The following is a 16623-nucleotide window of genomic DNA, read 5'->3' as shown; positions in this document are numbered from 1 at the left end:
ATCGCCTAGAGCATTGCGGGCAGCCGTTTCCGAGCGATGCATCGGAGAAGTTGCGACCCATCGCCGGGGCAGGTCAGGGGTGATTGCAGGACTTGATATCAAGGAGATCGCCGAACTCGCGCTGCTGCTGATCGCAACCGGCGCGCTCTCCGGATTTTTGGCCGGCGTGTTCGGCATCGGCGGCGGCGCGATTCTGGTGCCGGTGTTCTACGAGTGCTTCCGCATCGCCGGTGTGCCGCTCGAGGTGCGCATGCCGCTCTGCATCGGCACTTCGCTCGCTGTCATCATTCCGACCTCGATCCGTTCGTTCCAGGCGCACTACAGGCGCGGCGCCGTCGATCTTGCGATCCTCCGGGTCTGGTGGCTGCCGATCCTGATCGGCGTCGTCGCCGGCAGCGTGGTCGCGCGTTACGCGCCGGAGCGACTGTTCAAGATCGTGTTCGTCGCCGTCGCTTGGTCGGCCGCGGTACGGCTGATCTTCGCGCGCGAGAGCTGGAAGCTCGGCGATGATCTGCCGAAGGGCCCCTTGATGCGGATCTACGGCTTCTGCGTCGGCATTTTGTCGACGTTGATGGGCATCGGCGGTGGCCTGTTCTCGAACCTGCTGATGACGTTCTACGGCCGCCCGATCCACCAGGCAGTGGCGACATCGTCGGCGCTCGCGGTCTTGATCTCGATCCCCGGCGCGCTCGGCTACATCTATGCCGGTTGGCCTGCGGCGGTGAGCTACCCGGCCGTTGCAGCCCTGCAGGTCCCGTTCGCGCTCGGTTACGTCTCGCTGATCGGCGCGGTCCTGGTGATGCCAATGAGCCTTGTGACGGCACCGCTCGGTGTGAAGGCTGCGCATGCAATGTCGAAGCGGACGCTGGAAGTCGCGTTCGGGTGCTATCTGTTCATCGTCGGCAGCAGGTTTGTGATGAGCCTGGTGGGTGGGCACTAATTGACGGACCGGTCCTTCAATCTCACTTCGCTGTGGCCCCACATTTGAAGATTGCCTTGCGCCTCCAGGAGGTCGGCCTCAACCAACGCCTGAATGCGGGCCGCAAAGACCTCAAAATCGACGGGAGCCGCTAGCGCTTCTTCCTTTTCGACCCTCTCAACCGCGCAGTACAGGACCATTGCGAACTTCTGCCATCGCGACTTCATGACAGAGAAAATGACGCGATCCAAATCGGTCTCCAGCACAGAGGACGGAAGTGAAACGTCTTCCCACCGGAGTGTGCTGTCGATGGTGGCAGGCCGTCCCGGCGGTTCAAGATCCGGAAATCGCTTGTAGATCAATCGCAGAAGCTTGAATTGCAAATGGAAAACCGCCGTTACGAGCGGATCTGCAAACAGCTTTCGGCCGTCATCGCCAACATCGACGATCGCGGCCTCCGCTCGCCGGAATGCTGCGGCGGCATCGAGCAGGTGCTTGTGTATCTTCTTAGCTTGCTCTCGGTTCATGTCCCCCCAGCCCGGAGCAGTTGCGCCCCTATTTCTTCGCGTAAAGATCCTTGTACGTATCCCGCAGCACGTTCTTCTGCACCTTGCCCATGGTGTTGCGCGGCAGCTCGTCGACCACGAAGACCCGCTTGGGCATCTTGAACTTGGCCAGCCGGCCGTCGAGCGCCTTCAGCACCGCGGCCTCGGTCACATCGGCGCCCTTGTTGCAGACCAGCACCGCCGTGACGCCCTCGCCGAAATCAGCGTGGGGCACGCCGATCACGGCGGATTCGATCACGCCGGGCATGGCGTCGATCTCGCTCTCGATTTCCTTCGGGTAGACATTGAAGCCGCCGGAGATCACGAGATCCTTGCCGCGGCCGAGAATATGGACGTAACCCTTGGCGTCGATCTTGCCGAGGTCGCCGGTGATGAAGAAGCCGTCGTCGCGGAATTCCGCCTTGGTCTTCTCCGGCATGCGCCAATAGCCCTTGAACACGTTCGGGCCCTTGACCTCGATCATGCCGATTTCGTCACGGGGCAGCTCCTTGCCGGTCTCGGGATCGGTGACGCGTACGGACACGCCGGGGAGCGGAAAGCCGACCGCGCCGGGCACGCGCTCGCCGTCATAGGGATTCGACGTGTTCATGTTGGTCTCGGTCATGCCGTAGCGCTCGAGCACCGCGTGCCCCGTGCGCGCCGACCATTCGCGATGGGTTTCGGCGAGCAGCGGCGCCGAGCCCGAGACGAACAGCCGCATGTGCTTTGTGGTTTCGCGCGACAGCGCAGCGTTCTGGAGCAGACGGGTATAGAACGTCGGCACGCCCATCAGCACCGTGGCACGCGCCATCAGCTTGATGATCAGATCCGGGTCGAGCTTCGGCAGGAAGATCATCGATGCCCGCGCAAACAGCGTCACGTTGGTCGCCACGAACAGGCCGTGGGTGTGGTAGATCGGCAGTGCGTGGATCAGCACGTCCTTGTCGGTGAAGCGCCAGAAGCCGACGAGCGAGAGCGAGTTCGACGCCAGATTGTCGTGGGTCAACATCGCGCCCTTGGAGCGGCCGGTGGTGCCGGACGTGTAGAGGATCGCGGCGAGATCGTCGTTTGCGCGCGCCACCGTGGTGAATTCGCTGCTCGTCTTGTCGGCGGCGTCCGTCAGCGAGCCCTTGCCGTCAGGCCCGAGCGTCTCGACTTTGGCCTTCACCTTGGCGGCGATGGGGGCGAGGCCCTCCGCCTTGGCGGGATCGCAGACCACCAGCGAGGGCTCGGCATCGCCGATGAAGTAGTCGAGCTCGTTGAGCGTATAGGCGGTGTTGAGCGGCAGATAGACTGCGCCGGCCCGCACCGTGGCCAAATACAGCACGATGTTGGTCACGGACTTCTCGACCTGCACCGCAACGCGGTCGCCGGGCTTCACGCCGCGCGCGACCAGCACATTGGCCATCTGTCCGGCCCGGGCGATCAGATCACCATAGCTGATGCGGACCCCGTCATGCGTCTCGATCGCGAGGCGCTTCGGATCGTCGAGGCCGTCGAACAGGCGGGAAAACAGATTGGCGTTGGCAGCTTGGTTCATGCAAGATTTCCTCGACCGCAAGGCTTGACCGCAACGATCGTCAGAGGCCGGTCAAAACCGAGGGCTGGATTAGCAAAAACCGCCCCGATGAAGCAACGGAGACAGTTTGCATGACCAAAAACGGGAAACGCGTGGCCTGGGTGACAGGCGGGGGCAGCGGGATCGGGGAGGCCGGCGCCGAGGCGCTGGCGGCCGACGGCTGGACGGTGGTGGTTTCGGGCCGGCGCAAGGACGCCCTGGATACCGTGGTCGCGAAGATCGCCCAGACGGGCGGGGCCGCCGAGGCCATCGCGCTGGACGTGTCGGTCGCCGCCGCGGCCCAGAAGGCGGCTGATCAAATCGTTGCGAAGCACGGCCGGATCGACCTGCTGGTGAACAATGCCGGCATCAATGTCCCTAAGCGGAGCTGGAAGGACATGGAACTGGAGGGCTGGGACCAGCTGGTCCAGGTCAATCTCAACGGCGTGCTCTATTGCATGCGCGCGGTGCTGCCGACGATGCGCAAGCAGCAGGACGGCTCCATCATCAACGTCTCGTCCTGGGCCGGCCGCCACGTCTCGAAAATGCCGGGCCCGGCCTACACCACGACCAAGCATGCGGTGCTGGCGCTGACGCATTCCTTCAACATGGACGAATGCGTCAACGGCTTGCGCGCCTGCTGCCTGATGCCGGGCGAGGTGGCGACCCCGATCCTGAAGCTGCGCCCGGTGGTACCGAGCGAGGAGGAGCAGGCCAGGATGCTGCAATCCGAAGATCTCGGCCGCACCATCGCGTTCATCGCGAGCATGCCGGCGCGGGTGTGCATCAATGAACTGCTGATCAGCCCGACGCATAATCGCGGGTTTATCCAGACGCCGCACAACAGGGATTGAGCGGCAGGTAGATCGTCGAGGCGCGTCATTGCGAGCGAAGCGAAGCAATCCAGCGGTGCATCCGCGGTGGCAGCCTGGATCGCTTCGTCGCTTCGCTCCTCGCAATGACGCCCCCCACGGAGAACCACGCACTTAGTTTCACCCATCACAAAGAAGTTTTGTTCGAAACCGCTTCGCAAACGCTCCCGTAGTTCGAGCCAACGACGGCGCTGCTGCTTCACACTCGCAGGTCGCAGCCACTGTTGTTGCCCAACTCGAACGCCGGCAATCGCCGGTCACAATCCAATCGGGAGACCCTCCATGTCGAAGCGTATTGCCTATCTCACCGCTGCGGCCTTCAGCGCGCTGGCCATCACCGCGACCGTCGTCGCGCCCGCCCGCGCCGAGGAAAAGACCGTCATGGTCGGCGGCGCCGCGATGTTCCCGTCCAAGAACATCGTCCAGAACGCCGTCAACTCGAAGGACCACACCACGCTGGTGGCGGCGGTGAAGGCGGCCGGCCTGGTGCCGACGCTGGAAGGCAAGGGTCCGTTCACGGTGTTCGCGCCGACCAACGCCGCCTTCGGCAAGCTGCCGGCCGGCACCGTCGACACTCTGGTGAAGCCCGAGAACAAGGCGACGCTGACCAAGATCCTCACCTACCATGTCGTGCCCGGCAAGCTCGAGGCGTCCGACCTCACCGACGGCAAGAAGATGAAGACCGCCGAAGGCGAGGAGCTGACGGTGAAGAAGCAGGACGGCAAGGTCTGGATCCTCGACGCCAAGGGCGGTACCTCGATGGTGACGATCTCCAATGTCAACCAGTCGAACGGTGTAATCCATGTGGTCGACACCGTGCTGATGCCGGCGACGTAAACACCGCGCCGTCCGGCTTCATCCCCGAACCGGATGCGACGAAATGGCGAGCCGGGGGTACCCGGCTCGCTTTATTGTGACCACGATAGCCAGCCGACATGGATTCGATGCCGAACAGGGCGTAACGAAAGCGGAAGCATCGGCGTATAATTGCTGTCAGACGATGTTCAGGACGGAACCGCCATGTCGAGCCTCACAGTCACCGACGAGCAGGTCAGCGCCACCCCGGCCAAAGTGATCCAGCCGGCCCGGGTCCGGGTCATGCACTGGATCAACGCTTTCGCCATGATCCTGATGATCCTGTCGGGTTGGCAGATCTACAACGCCTCGCCGCTGTTCGGTTTCAGCTTTCCGCGCGAGTACACGCTCGGCGGCTGGCTCGGTGGCGGCCTGCTCTGGCACTTTGCGGCGATGTGGCTGTTGATGATCAACGGCCTTGCCTATCTCGTCACCGGCCTTGCCACCGGCCGCTTCCGGAAAAAACTGCTGCCGATCACCCCATCCGGCGTGCTCCACGACGTCAGGGCTGCGCTGACCTTCAAGCTCGGCCATGCCGATCTCTCCGTCTACAATTACGTCCAGCGCGTGCTCTATGCCGGCATCATATTGATCGGCGTGATCATCGTGCTGTCGGGGCTGGGAATGTGGAAACCGGTGCAACTGCACTGGCTCGTGTCCCTGTTCGGCGACTATCCGACCGCGCGCTACATCCATTTCTTCTGCATGGCCGCGATCTGCGCCTTCCTGGTCATTCATGTTTTACTCGCGCTGCTGGTGCCGAAGAGCCTGCGCGCGATGATCATCGGCCGTTGAGTGGAGAGAGAGTCATGGCGAAGCGCTCATTCCTGATCCCGGGCGTCGACAAGCGGCTGCTGATCAAGGATTCCATCAAGACGATGCCAGAGGTCAGCCGCCGCCGCTTCATCGCGGGCGGCGCAAGCCTCGGGGCGCTGACGCTGCTCACCGGCTGCGACGTGATCGACTCGTCCTCCGCGGAGGAGATGCTGAAGTCGGTTTCGAAATTCAACGATGCCGTGCAGGATTTCATCTTCAATCCCGGCGCGCTGGCGCCGACGTTTCCCGAGAGCGCGATCACAAAACCGTTTCCGTTCAACGCCTATTACGATCTCGACGACGCGCCCGATGTCGACGGTGCCGACTGGAAGCTCGAAGTCCGCGGTCTCGTCGAGAACAAGAAGTCGTGGACGCTTCCCGAGCTGTACAAGCTGCCGCAGGCTACGCAGATCACCCGTCACATCTGCGTCGAGGGCTGGAGCGCGATCGGCAGCTGGACCGGTACACCCATGCGCGACTTCCTTAAGCTGATCGGCGCCGACACCCGCGCAAAGTATGTCTGGTTCCAGTGCGCCGACAAGGACGGCTACAATTCTCCGCTCGACATGCGCACCGCGCTGCATCCGCAGACCCAGATGACGTTCAAATATGCGGGCGAAATCCTGCCGCGCGCCTACGGCTTCCCGATGAAGATCCGCGTGCCGACCAAGCTCGGCTTCAAGAACCCGAAATACGTGGTGTCGATGGAAGTCACCAACGACTACAAGGGCGGCTATTGGGAAGACCAGGGGTACAATTCGTTCAGCGGAAGCTAGCTGTTGTCGTCCCGGCGAAGGCCGGGACCCATACCGCGAGGTCTATCGATTTTCGCTAGATGCCAATCCCGAACGACCAGTCTTCCCCAAAATGCTCCCTGTGGTTATGGGTCCCGGCCTTCGCCGGGACGACACTTGTTATGAGGCCGGCTCCACTTTCCGCTGGCACAGCGCGGCAACCGCGCCCAGCGCCAGCAGCGCCGCCGACACATTCAGCGCGTAACTCAAGCTCCCCAGCGCGTCCGTGATCGCGCCGACCACGATCGGGCCCAGCGTCTGGCCGACGCCGAACGAGATCGTCATCGCCGCGATCGCGGTCGGCCACACCTCGGGCGGATAGTTGAAGCGCACGAAGGCGGTGGTCGAGCCGACTACGGCGAAGAAGGCGACGCCGAACACGATCGCCGAGACCGCGAGCCATGCCGGCGAATGCCCGAGCATCGGCAGGGCGGCGCCGAGCGCGTTGGTGCCGAGGATGATGGCGGTGGCAAGACCACCGCGATCGAGCGCGAGCACGCGGCGCCAGGCCCACGGCGTGACGAAGGCGCTCAAGCCAATCAGGCTCCAGAACGCGGCCTGCGCTGCGGCCCCGCCGCCGCCGTCGCGCACATAGGCGATCATGAAGGTCATGTAGGCGATGTAACCCGCGCCAAACAGGAAGTAGCCGGCGAGGTAGATCAGCACCGGAAAAATGGCGAAGGCGCCGTGGCCGCCTTGCGAGAAACGCACGCCGCTCTCGATGCGGACCAGGAACAGCGGCACGGTCATGACGACAGACAGCAGCGTCATCGCCCACCACACGATCCACCACGAGCCCGGCCCGAAATATTGCAGCGTGAACGGGGCGATCAGGCCCGAGGCGAGAATGCCGATGCCGGGTCCGGCATAGAACAGGCTCAGCAGGAAATTGGCCCGCTCCGGGCGCGACTGCGCAATGGAAGCGGCCAGCGCGCCGCCGGCGACGAAACCGGCCGCGGCGCCAACGCCCAGCACGAGACGGGCCAGGCTCAGCGCAACGAAGTTCCCGGTCAGCGCGCAAGTCGCAAGCGCGGCGACGCAGGCCAGGGTTCCGCCACGGATCGCGGCCGACCAGCCGACCCGTTCGATCAACCGGGATGCCACAAGCGCGCCCGCGAGGTAGCCGACGGCGTTGATGGTGTTCATGAAACCGGCCGCCGAGTAGGACCAGCCGAGGTCCTCCCGCATGTCGGGCAGCACCAGCGAATAGGCGAAGCGGCCGATACCCAGCCCAACCGTCGCAGCCAGCGACAGGGTCAGGATCAGCCGCGCGGGATGGGCGTCGGGCGGGGGACGTTCAGGGGCGTGCAAATGGGTACTCCGGCATGCGCAGTGTGGCAGGCCCTGCCCGCGTTGCACAGAACCGAAGCGGCAATGGTGTCTTGCCAAGCACGCAACGCCGCTCTAGCACTCCGGCCGAAATCGACCTCAGAGGAAACGACCATGGCGACCCACAAACTGCTGCTGCTTCCCGGCGACGGTATCGGCCCCGAGGTGATGGGCGAGGTGAAGCGGCTGATCGACTGGCTCAGTTCGGCGGGGATCGCCAAGTTCGAGACCGACACCGGCCTCGTTGGCGGTTCGGCCTATGACGCACACAAGGTGTCGATCTCGGAAGGCGACATGGCCAAGGCCAAGGAGGCCGACGCCATCATCTTCGGTGCGGTCGGCGGTCCCAAATGGGACGCGGTGCCCTACGAGGTGCGCCCCGAAGCCGGCCTACTGCGCCTGCGCAAGGATCTCGGTCTGTTCGCCAACCTCCGTCCCGCGGTCTGCTACCCGGCGCTGGCGGAGGCCTCCAGCCTGAAGCGCGAGGCGGTCGAGGGCCTCGACATCATGATCGTGCGCGAACTCACCGGCGGCGTCTATTTCGGCGAGCCCAAGACCATCACCGATCTCGGCAACGGCCAGAAGCGCGCCATCGATACCCAGGTCTACGACACCTATGAGATCGAGCGCATCGGCCGCGTCGCCTTCGAGCTTGCGAAGAAGCGCAAGAACAAGGTGACGTCGATGGAGAAGCGCAACGTCATGAAGTCGGGCGTGCTCTGGAATGAGGTCATGACCCAGGTCCACAAGCGCGAATATCCCGACGTCACGCTCGAGCATCAGCTCGCCGATTCCGGCGGCATGATGCTGGTGAAATGGCCGAAGCAGTTCGACGTCATCGTCACCGACAATCTGTTCGGCGACATGCTGTCCGACATTGCTGCGATGTTGACGGGATCGCTCGGCATGCTGCCCTCGGCCTCGCTCGGCGAGGTCGACGTCAAGAGCAAGAAGCGCAAGGCGCTGTACGAGCCCGTGCACGGCTCGGCGCCTGATATCGCAGGCCAGGGCCTCGCCAATCCGATCGCGATGATCTCGTCCTTCGGCATGGCGCTGCGCTACTCCTTCGACATGGGCGCGCTCGCCGACAAGGTCGACGCCGCGATCGCCGCGGTGCTGGCCAGCGGCCTGCGCACCGCCGACATCAAGTCGGAAGGCACCACTGCCGCCTCGACCACGCAGATGGGCGAAGCGATCTTGAAGGAATTGCAGAAGCTGCACGCTTAGAGCCGTAGCCCGGATGGAGCGAAGCGAAATCCGGCGTTCTTCCCGCGTGTCGAAAATCCCGGATTGCGCTTCGCTCCATCCGGGCTACACGACAAACAAAAATGGCCGGGCGCGAGCCCGGCCATTTGATTCGGTCGATATGTCCGCCTCAGTACAGCGGGAAATTCTGCGGATAGCCGCCAACATCCTGCGGCGTGCTCAGCGGCTGGCGATCGATCGGGCGGTTGAGATTTTCGCGCGCGAAGGTCGGATAGCCTACCGCCGGCGGGAAGGCGTAGTCGGAGAACTTGCGGTCGCCCGGATTGACCTCGGTGCCGCCGTCGAGCCAGGAGCGCTTGCTCACATAGATGCGGGTGCGGCCCTGCTGATAGCTCGAATTGGGGCCGCTCGGGCCGTAATAGTGACGGCCGCTGTCATAGCGCTGCTTCTTGGTGTCGGCCGAGGCGGGTGTCGCGAAGGCTGAGGACATGGCAATCACGGCGCCGGCCGTAAGCCACATCGCCAGTTTGTTCGCGGCAGAGAAATTCGAGCTCATCACGTCCCCTTCAGGCGGCAAGCCGCCAATCAATTTCACGCTCATACTAACCCGGCCGGGGCGGCTGCAACTAGGTCTATTGGGTCACACCAGCGCTGAATAATCGTGCGCGCCGGCAAAAGTTGCATGGATACAGCCACTTGAGCTTGATGCCGATCAGAGCGCGCCGCGCAACTGCGCATTGGCGGCGCCGAGCAGCCAGTCCGACGCGCCCGGGGGCGCGCAGGGGCGGCGCTTCAGCTCCGCATGGGCGAACAATTCGGCCAGCTTCGGCTCGTTGCCCGAGGTCAGCAGCGTTAGCCGGTTCAGCGTGCAGGCGATCGCGGCGCGCCGCGCAGGCAGGCTGTCGCCCTGGCAGGAGAATCCGGAGATCTGGAGCGCCGGCTCCTCGCTGCGCTTGAGGTAGCCGAGGCAGGCCCGCGCGCCCTCCGCCGGACCGGTCGGCTGGAATAGGGCGACGGGGCCGAATTTCGTGTCGATCAGGCCGGCTTGCTCCAGCGGGGTCGCGGTGCCCAGTCCCATCCGGACGGCCAGATCCATTGTTGCTGGACGCGTCACGTCGAATTCGCCGCCTTCCCGGTAAATCTCGAGCTCGGCCACGGTCCTGTCTGCCTCGCTGGCCCAGCGCATCACGTCCCTGCGGCCGCCTTCGGGATGCCTGAAGATCGCGTAAGAAGCTGTTTTTTCTGACGAATCGAGCCGGCTAAGGGCGAAGGCCGGAGGCGACCGGTCGGCCACGCTCCAATCGGGCTTCAGCGCCGGATCATCGTCGCGCAAGTTGGGCAGCTGGCCGAGTGCGGCAAGGCCGAGGATGGCAAACAGTACCAAAATCCCCACATAGGCGAACAGGCGCGCCAGCGTGCCGACGACCTCGTCGGCGAAGGCTGCAAGCGCCAGATGGATCTGGGTGGGGTTTGCGGCCGTGCTGGCCTCGGGCGAGTGCATCCACGTCCCTAAGGCATGGTCCAACGTTGTCTTGAGGCCGGTTCTCGCATAGAAGCGCTGCTCTTCCTGTTTAAGCCTCAGCTTCAGGAAAGAGCTTTTTCGTCGGAGAGTGAACGATGGGTTACAAAGTCGCAGTCGTCGGCGCGACCGGCAATGTCGGACGGGAAATGCTCAACATCCTCGACGAGCGCAAATTCCCTGCGGACGAGGTGGTGGCCCTGGCGTCACGCCGCAGCATGGGCGTCGAGGTCTCCTACGGCGACCGCACGCTGAAGGTCAAAGCGCTGGAGCATTACGACTTCTCCGACGTCGACATCTGCCTGATGTCGGCCGGCGGAGAGGTGTCGAAGGAATGGTCGCCGAAGATCGGCGCCGCCGGCACGGTCGTGATCGACAATTCCTCGGCCTGGCGCATGGACCCGGACGTGCCGTTGATCGTGCCGGAAGTGAATGCGGACGCGACTGCGGGCTTCAAGAAGAAGAACATCATCGCCAACCCGAACTGCTCGACCGCGCAGCTCGTGGTCGCGCTCAAGCCCCTGCACGACAAGGCGACGATCAAGCGCGTCGTGGTCTCGACCTATCAATCGGTGTCGGGCGCCGGCAAGGACGCGATGGACGAACTGTTCTCGCAGACCAAGGCCGTCTACACCAACCAGGAGCTGATCAATAACAAGTTTCCGGCGCGCATCGCCTTCAACGTCATCCCCCAGATCGACGTCTTCATGGAGGACGGCTACACCAAGGAAGAGTGGAAGATGATGGCGGAGACCAAGAAGATTCTTGATCCCAAGATCAAGCTCTCCGCGACCTGCGTGCGCGTGCCAGTTTTCGTCGGCCATTCCGAGGCCGTCAACATCGAGTTCGAGAACCCGATCAGCGCGGACGAAGCACGCGACATCCTGCGCAAGGCGCCGGGTTGTCTCGTCATCGACAAGCATGAGCCCGGCGGCTACGCCACGCCGTATGAAGCCGCCGGCGAGGACGCCACCTATATCAGCCGTATCCGCGAGGACGCGACGGTGGAGAACGGTCTCGTGCTGTGGTGCGTCTCGGATAATCTACGCAAGGGCGCCGCGCTCAACGCGATCCAGATCGCGGAAGTCCTGATCAACCGCAAGCTGATCAGCGCGAAGAAGAAGGCGGCGTAAGCCGTGCTGCCGTAGGGTGGGCAAAGACGCGAAGCGCCGTGCCCACCATCTTTCCACAATTGCTAGAAAAGTGGTGAGCACGCTTCGCTTTGCCCACCCCACAAGAGCTGCGGACCTACGCCATCTCGCGCGCGTTCCTGAATTCCTTCGCCGCCTTGTCCAGCACGAACAGTGATCCCTCCGCGACGCCGAAATAGGCGCCGTGGGTCTGCATCTGGCCGCTCTCGACCGCCTTCTGCACGAACGGGAAGGTCATCAGGTTTTCCAGGCTGCGGAACACCGCGGCCTTCTCGATGCGCTCGACGAATTGCGCCATGGTCTCGTGGTCGCGCTGCTCCACCACTTCGCCCGGCTTGATGAACATCTGCATCCATTTGCCGATGAAGTCGCCCGGCGTGAGCGGCTCGATCTTGTCGACGAAGGCGCGGATGCCGCCGCACTGGGCGTGCCCGAGCACCACGATGTGCTTCACCTTCAGCACCGTCACGGCATATTCCAGCGCCGCCGAGACGCCATGCGCGTTGCCGTCGGGCTGATACACCGGCACCAGATTGGCGATGTTGCGGACGACGAAGAGTTCGCCCGGCCCGACGTCGAAGATCACTTCGGGCGAGACGCGGCTGTCGCAGCAGCCGATCACCATCACTTCAGGGAACTGCCCCTTCACCGACAGCTCGCGGTAGCGGGTCTGCTCGGTCGGCAGCCGCTGGGTGGCGAAGGCCTTGTAGCCTTCCAGCAAATGCTCTGGGAATGTGGTCATGGCCTATGCCTAATCATATACCGCTGGGACGAACAAGCCTTTCGAATAGGCAGGCCAGATGCTATCGGCTTCGGTCGGAATGAGATGAGGAAACCGGAAGGAACGCTTGCATGACCCGCCCGCGCCGCAGCCATCTGTTCATGCCCGGCTCCAACCCCCGCGCGCTGGAAAAGGCGCGCAATCTCGCCGCCGACGGCCTGATCCTCGACCTGGAAGACTCCGTCGCGCCCGATGCCAAGGCAGTGGCACGCGATGGCATCGCGGCCGCGATCGCGGCCAAAGGGTTCGGCAAGCGCGAGATCCTGATCCGGACCAACGGCCTCGACACGCCCTGGTGGGCCGACGATGTCGCGATGGCGGCGAATGCCTCGCCCGACGGCATCCTGGTTCCAAAGGTTTCACGCGTGGAGGAGCTCGACACGATCGGCCGCCGTCTCGCCGAACTCGGCGCGGCGCCGACCGTAAAGGTCTGGGCCATGATCGAGACCGCGCGCGCGGTACTGCATGCCGAAGAACTCGCTGCCGCCGGGCGCGATCCAGCGCGGCGCCTGTCAGGCTTCGTGTTCGGGCCCAACGACATCTCGCGCGAGACGCGCATCAAGATGCTGCCGGGCCGCGCGGCGATGATCCCGATGATCTCCCATTGCATCCTGGCGACGCGCGCCCATGGCCTCGAAATCCTCGACGGCCCCTATAGCGACATCGCCAACTCCGATGGTTTCGCCACCGAATGCGCGCAAGGCCGCGATCTCGGTTTCGACGGCAAGACGCTGATTCACCCCTCGCAGATCGAAGCCTGCAACGCGATCTTCACCCCGCCGGAGGAGGAAGTCGCGCGCGCGCGAAAGGTCATCGCCGCGTTCGAGCTGCCGGAGAACGTCTCGCGCGGCGCGATCCGTCTCGACGGCGCCATGGTGGAGCGGCTGCACGCCGACATGGCGCGGCGCACGATCGAGATCGCGGACGCGATTGCGGCGATGGGGAAGGGCTGAGGGCAGGCGGTTGCGCTCAAGCCGAACGAACATTGACGCGGTTACCGGTATGCTCGGGGAGCCGCGGTTCTCTGAACGACCACGATCCCGGCTTTTCCCGTTGCGGTGGTGAAAGACAATGCTACCCTCACGCTCGATATTGATCCGGGCAAGCATTTGATGCGCATTTTTTTCCTAGCAGTCCTTCTCGTTACGTCATTTCCATTCGCCACGCCGGCGCTTGCGCAGCAGGTTCGGGTTGCGCTCGTCATCGGTAACGGCGCCTATGAGAAGGTAGCCGAGTTGCCGAACCCGACGCGCGATGCGGCCGACATCGGCCGCGCGCTGGAGCGGCTCGACTTCAAAGTCACCCAGGTCAAGAACGCGACTGCGCAAGAGATGAGGAAGTCTGTCGTCGAGTTCGGCCGCTCTGCGGAGGGAGCAGACCTTGCGGTCGTTTTCTATGCCGGACACGGCATGGAGGTCAGCGGCGAGAACTGGCTGATTCCGGTCGGCGCAGAGCTGCGCAGCGATACCGACATCGAAAGCGAGGCCATCAGCCTGCGCTCGGTGAGCCTTCAGGTTTCGAAGGCACGAAAGTTGGGCCTTGTGATACTGGACGCATGCCGCAACAATCCTTTTGCCGCAAAGATGAGACGCTCGCTGAGCACCCGGGCCGTGGCTCGCGGACTCGCTCCGACGGAGCCATCCGATAACGTTCTGATTGCGTACGCCGCCCGGGACGGTACTACGGCAAGCGACGGGGATGGCCGGAACAGCCCATTCACGGCATCGCTCCTTCGCCACATTGAAACGCCGGGGCTGGAGATATCGTTTCTGTTTCGTCGTGTTCGTGACGACGTGATGGCGGCCACCAGACGCGAGCAGCAGCCTTTCGTATACGGCTCTTTGTCGAAGGAAGAGATTTACCTGAGAGCTCCGGTGGCGAGCGCTCAAGCGCCAGTCGCGTCGGCTCCCGCGCCTGCAGATGCCGCGGAGGACGAGAAGTTTTGGCTGGCTATCCAGACGTCCACGGTGGCAGGCCTCTACGAGGAGTTTCTGACCAGGTACCCCCGCAGCAGCCACGCCGCAGAAGCGCGCCAGCGGGTGAAGAATTTCAAGGCCAACGAAGTTGCGGTGCTCTCATCCCCAGCTGCCCCTCCGAAACCGGACGCAAAAACCGTCGTCCGAAATCTATTTGCGCCCGAAGATAACCAGAAAGTTGCAGCCATCGCGGCAGCTCAGCAACTCAAACTGCCAAGCTACGCTATATCGCCTGATCAGAATGATCCGCTCAATGCTAACTCCAGATTTGTCGGCGTGTGGTCCAACAAACGTGGATGGACGAATGGCAAAGGACGGTATGCCATGCTGATCGTTACGGAAGTCTCTGCCACCGGGTTAGCCAAGGGACACTACCTCTGGGGACCGCCGACAAAGGCATCGTGGGTGAAGGATGAGGCGGGGTACCGGTCGTTTGCCGAATACATTGTGAACGACAAATTTTCCATCAGCGGAACACCCGTCACCGTCAGGATGGACAAGAACGTCCTTACGCTGTCGTCCGTCAACAAGGAAAATCCAACTGAGAAGGCGAACATAGAGCTCCGCCCTGTCTGGAAGCTCGTGCCAGCGCCGGAGGATGCTTCAAGCAAGCGCGAGAAAACCTCGCAGCCTCGTGCCGCCAAAAAGGAAAGCGCGGCCGAACCGAGCCCGTCAGGCAATGTCAGTGGGACGAGCATGGAAGAGCGCTATCGTGCTTGCAGAAAACTCGTCAAAGGATTTGCCCGGCGCGAGGCTTGTGCCCGTACGGGCGTGATCTAGCACCGGCGGGACATCCTGCCGCTAAACTAATCCTTTGATAAGGGCAACGCCTTAGCGATGCGCGTGATCCGCACGGTCGAGCGACTCCAGTGTCGAGGCATTGGCGCAGAAGCCGTGATAGTTCTCCGCGGCGGTGCCGTCGGCCAGCTCGCGATCGCACTGGCCCTTGTGGCTGCAAAGCGCGCACACCCGCTCCATGTCGCGCAGCAGCAGCGGATGCGCGCGGCCGAGCCCTTCGGCACTGATGCCGAGCTGCTCCAGCATCTTCGGCAGCTCGTCGGCGGCGTGCTTGCCGTGACGGACCAGATCTTCCAGATCGTCAGGCGCGATCCGCAGGTCTTGCGCGATCCGGTCGAAATCGGCGCGGTCGAGCTGCCGGATCTCGTTCAGCTCGCGGCGATGCTTCAGCCAGCTTGCAAAGGACTCGATGAGGTCCTGGACAATGGGATAAGGCCTGGTTGCGGTGCTCATGCGAAGCTCCATTCGAACGACGGAATTGGAGCGAGATTAGGCACAATGGTGCAGGTGCGCGTTGCGCTGGATCAAATACAGCTCTCGTGTCCCGGACGCGCTGCAGCGTGAAGCGCTGCTCGCAGAGCCGGAGCCATCTCGCCGCATCGCTGGGCCCCGGCTCAGCAACGCACCGCTTCGCGCTGCGCTGCGTCCGGGCGCGAGAGCGCCGCACAGCGGAGAAAATTATGCGAACCGCTCCGCCGCCCACGCATACAGGCTGCCCGGGATCGGCTTCTCACCGCCGCGGCCCTTGGGCGAGATATGCAGGCCGATGATGTCGCGGTCGGTGACGAGGCCGAGATAGCTCGAGGGATCGAAGAACAGTTTTGGCTCGGCATGCACGGCGTAGAACGATTGCTTCGGCAAGGCGCAGTGCAGCTCGCCGGTGCGGCGCGCGAGCGCGGTGAGTGCCGCCGGCCCGAAGATCGCGACGCGGATGTCGGAGAGGCGGTTCGAGCCGCCGCGCAGGCGGCGCATCGCAAACGTGACGCGATGGCGCAGCGACAGCCAGTTCGGCGTCAGCTCCTCCTGCTCCATCAGCTCTTCGAAAGCGGCAACGATGCCGTGTTCAGGTGGAAGGTAAATCACGGAGTTGCCGAGCTGGCGCGGCCGCTCCCACGCGAAATAGGGCTTTGCCGGATCGATCTCGACGGGCCTGAGCAGCAGCACGTCGGCGTCGAGCCAGAGGCCGAGGTCCTTCGCCATCAGCTTCATGCGGAAGAAGTCGCTGAACTGAAGCGTGGTCCAGTCGCGCCAGCTGCCGTCCGGCTGCGGCGGTCGCAATCGTTCGGAGAACGCATGTGGCAGGATAGCTTCGGCATCGGCATTCTCGACGCCTGCGGGCAGGCCGGGAATGGTGTCAAAACTGTAGACCGTGACCTTGTGGCCGGCAGCCAGCTGCGAGCGCAGACAGGTCTGGCGCAAGGCGTCCATCGGGCCGTGCCAGAAGGTGACGATGTCGGGCAGCATGCGCGGAGCTTAGAGCATGATCCGGAAAAGTGTGCAGCGG

At 63.5% G+C, this 16623-nt stretch carries 17 protein-coding genes; 9 read left to right on the top strand and 8 right to left on the bottom strand.

Annotation, left to right across the window (positions count from 1 at the left end; all coding sequences use genetic code 11):
• The first annotated feature begins 79 nt into the window (after positions 1 to 79).
• Positions 80 to 940: a sulfite exporter TauE/SafE family protein gene (locus IVB50_RS10100; RefSeq protein WP_018459779.1), complete on the top strand. Its 861-nt coding sequence runs from the start codon at positions 80 to 82 to the stop codon at positions 938 to 940.
• Here the strand turns inward: IVB50_RS10100 and IVB50_RS10095 are convergent.
• Both IVB50_RS10095 and IVB50_RS10090 read right to left on the bottom strand, forming a co-directional pair.
• Complete coding sequence (locus IVB50_RS10095) at positions 937 to 1446, bottom strand: hypothetical protein (RefSeq protein ID WP_204512880.1); 510 nt, start codon at positions 1444 to 1446, stop codon at positions 937 to 939. The two genes, IVB50_RS10100 and IVB50_RS10095, sit on opposite strands and share 4 nt — an antisense overlap.
• Positions 1447 to 1474: 28 nt before the next feature.
• Positions 1475 to 3004, bottom strand: a complete 1530-nt coding sequence (locus IVB50_RS10090) for a malonyl-CoA synthase (RefSeq protein ID WP_018459781.1) — start codon at positions 3002 to 3004, stop codon at positions 1475 to 1477.
• Between the two features lie 110 nt (positions 3005 to 3114).
• On the opposite strand from IVB50_RS10090, the gene IVB50_RS10085 reads away from it, so the two are divergent.
• The 4 genes from IVB50_RS10085 to IVB50_RS10070 all read left to right on the top strand — a co-directional run bounded on the left by IVB50_RS10085 (position 3115) and on the right by IVB50_RS10070 (position 6341).
• Positions 3115 to 3876, top strand: a complete 762-nt coding sequence (locus IVB50_RS10085) for an SDR family NAD(P)-dependent oxidoreductase (RefSeq protein WP_018459782.1) — start codon at positions 3115 to 3117, stop codon at positions 3874 to 3876.
• Between the two features lie 300 nt (positions 3877 to 4176).
• The gene (locus IVB50_RS10080) at positions 4177 to 4731 is read left to right on the top strand and encodes a fasciclin domain-containing protein (protein ID WP_018459783.1); all 555 of its coding nucleotides are present in this window, start codon (positions 4177 to 4179) and stop codon (positions 4729 to 4731) included.
• 183 nt (positions 4732 to 4914) lie between these two features.
• Positions 4915 to 5544 carry a cytochrome b/b6 domain-containing protein gene (locus IVB50_RS10075; RefSeq protein WP_247295782.1) on the top strand — a complete coding sequence of 210 codons (630 nt, stop codon included), beginning with the start codon at positions 4915 to 4917 and terminating at the stop codon, positions 5542 to 5544.
• Positions 5545 to 5558: 14 nt separating this feature from the next.
• Positions 5559 to 6341, top strand: a complete 783-nt coding sequence (locus tag IVB50_RS10070) for a molybdopterin-dependent oxidoreductase (protein WP_247295780.1) — start codon at positions 5559 to 5561, stop codon at positions 6339 to 6341.
• A gap of 138 nt (positions 6342 to 6479) precedes the next feature.
• Here IVB50_RS10070 and IVB50_RS10065 read toward each other — a convergent pair whose 3' ends face one another.
• A complete protein-coding gene (locus tag IVB50_RS10065) occupies positions 6480 to 7670 on the bottom strand; it encodes a YbfB/YjiJ family MFS transporter (RefSeq protein ID WP_018459786.1) in 1191 nt (396 codons plus the stop codon).
• Positions 7671 to 7802: 132 nt separating this feature from the next.
• On the opposite strand from IVB50_RS10065, the gene leuB reads away from it, so the two are divergent.
• On the top strand, positions 7803 to 8915 hold the full coding sequence (gene leuB, locus IVB50_RS10060; protein ID WP_018459787.1) for a 3-isopropylmalate dehydrogenase: 1113 nt from the start codon (positions 7803 to 7805) through the stop codon (positions 8913 to 8915).
• Positions 8916 to 9063: 148 nt separating this feature from the next.
• On the opposite strand, the gene IVB50_RS10055 is transcribed toward leuB, so the two are convergent.
• Positions 9064 to 9450: a hypothetical protein gene (locus IVB50_RS10055; RefSeq protein WP_018459788.1), complete on the bottom strand. Its 387-nt coding sequence runs from the start codon at positions 9448 to 9450 to the stop codon at positions 9064 to 9066.
• Positions 9451 to 9606: 156 nt separating this feature from the next.
• Positions 9607 to 10395, bottom strand: coding sequence for a hypothetical protein (locus IVB50_RS10050; protein ID WP_018459789.1), 789 nt, complete (start codon positions 10393 to 10395; stop codon positions 9607 to 9609).
• A gap of 116 nt (positions 10396 to 10511) precedes the next feature.
• Between IVB50_RS10050 and IVB50_RS10045 the strand changes: the two genes are divergently transcribed.
• Complete coding sequence (locus IVB50_RS10045) at positions 10512 to 11546, top strand: aspartate-semialdehyde dehydrogenase (protein ID WP_018459790.1); 1035 nt, start codon at positions 10512 to 10514, stop codon at positions 11544 to 11546.
• Between the two features lie 115 nt (positions 11547 to 11661).
• Here IVB50_RS10045 and IVB50_RS10040 read toward each other — a convergent pair whose 3' ends face one another.
• On the bottom strand, positions 11662 to 12306 hold the full coding sequence (locus IVB50_RS10040; protein WP_018459791.1) for a carbonic anhydrase: 645 nt from the start codon (positions 12304 to 12306) through the stop codon (positions 11662 to 11664).
• A gap of 110 nt (positions 12307 to 12416) precedes the next feature.
• On the opposite strand from IVB50_RS10040, the gene IVB50_RS10035 reads away from it, so the two are divergent.
• The gene (locus IVB50_RS10035; protein ID WP_247295778.1) at positions 12417 to 13298 is read left to right on the top strand and encodes a CoA ester lyase; all 882 of its coding nucleotides are present in this window, start codon (positions 12417 to 12419) and stop codon (positions 13296 to 13298) included.
• 108 nt (positions 13299 to 13406) lie between these two features.
• A complete protein-coding gene (locus IVB50_RS10030) occupies positions 13407 to 15101 on the top strand; it encodes a caspase family protein (protein WP_247295776.1) in 1695 nt (564 codons plus the stop codon).
• 51 nt (positions 15102 to 15152) lie between these two features.
• Here the strand turns inward: IVB50_RS10030 and IVB50_RS10025 are convergent, their stop codons facing one another.
• On the bottom strand, positions 15153 to 15572 hold the full coding sequence (locus IVB50_RS10025) for a hypothetical protein (protein ID WP_026233876.1): 420 nt from the start codon (positions 15570 to 15572) through the stop codon (positions 15153 to 15155).
• A 225-nt stretch (positions 15573 to 15797) separates the two neighbouring features.
• Positions 15798 to 16583 (bottom strand): hypothetical protein, encoded by a 786-nt coding sequence (locus IVB50_RS10020; RefSeq protein ID WP_018459794.1) that lies wholly within the window; start codon positions 16581 to 16583, stop codon positions 15798 to 15800.
• Positions 16584 to 16623: the final 40 nt, after the last annotated feature.

This window comes from Bradyrhizobium sp. 87 (genome assembly GCF_023073015.1).
GTDB classification, from domain to species: domain Bacteria; phylum Pseudomonadota; class Alphaproteobacteria; order Rhizobiales; family Xanthobacteraceae; genus Bradyrhizobium; species Bradyrhizobium canariense_D.
The sequence above is the reverse complement of the archived record's forward strand: the minus strand, read 5'-3'. Positions and strand labels throughout refer to the sequence as shown.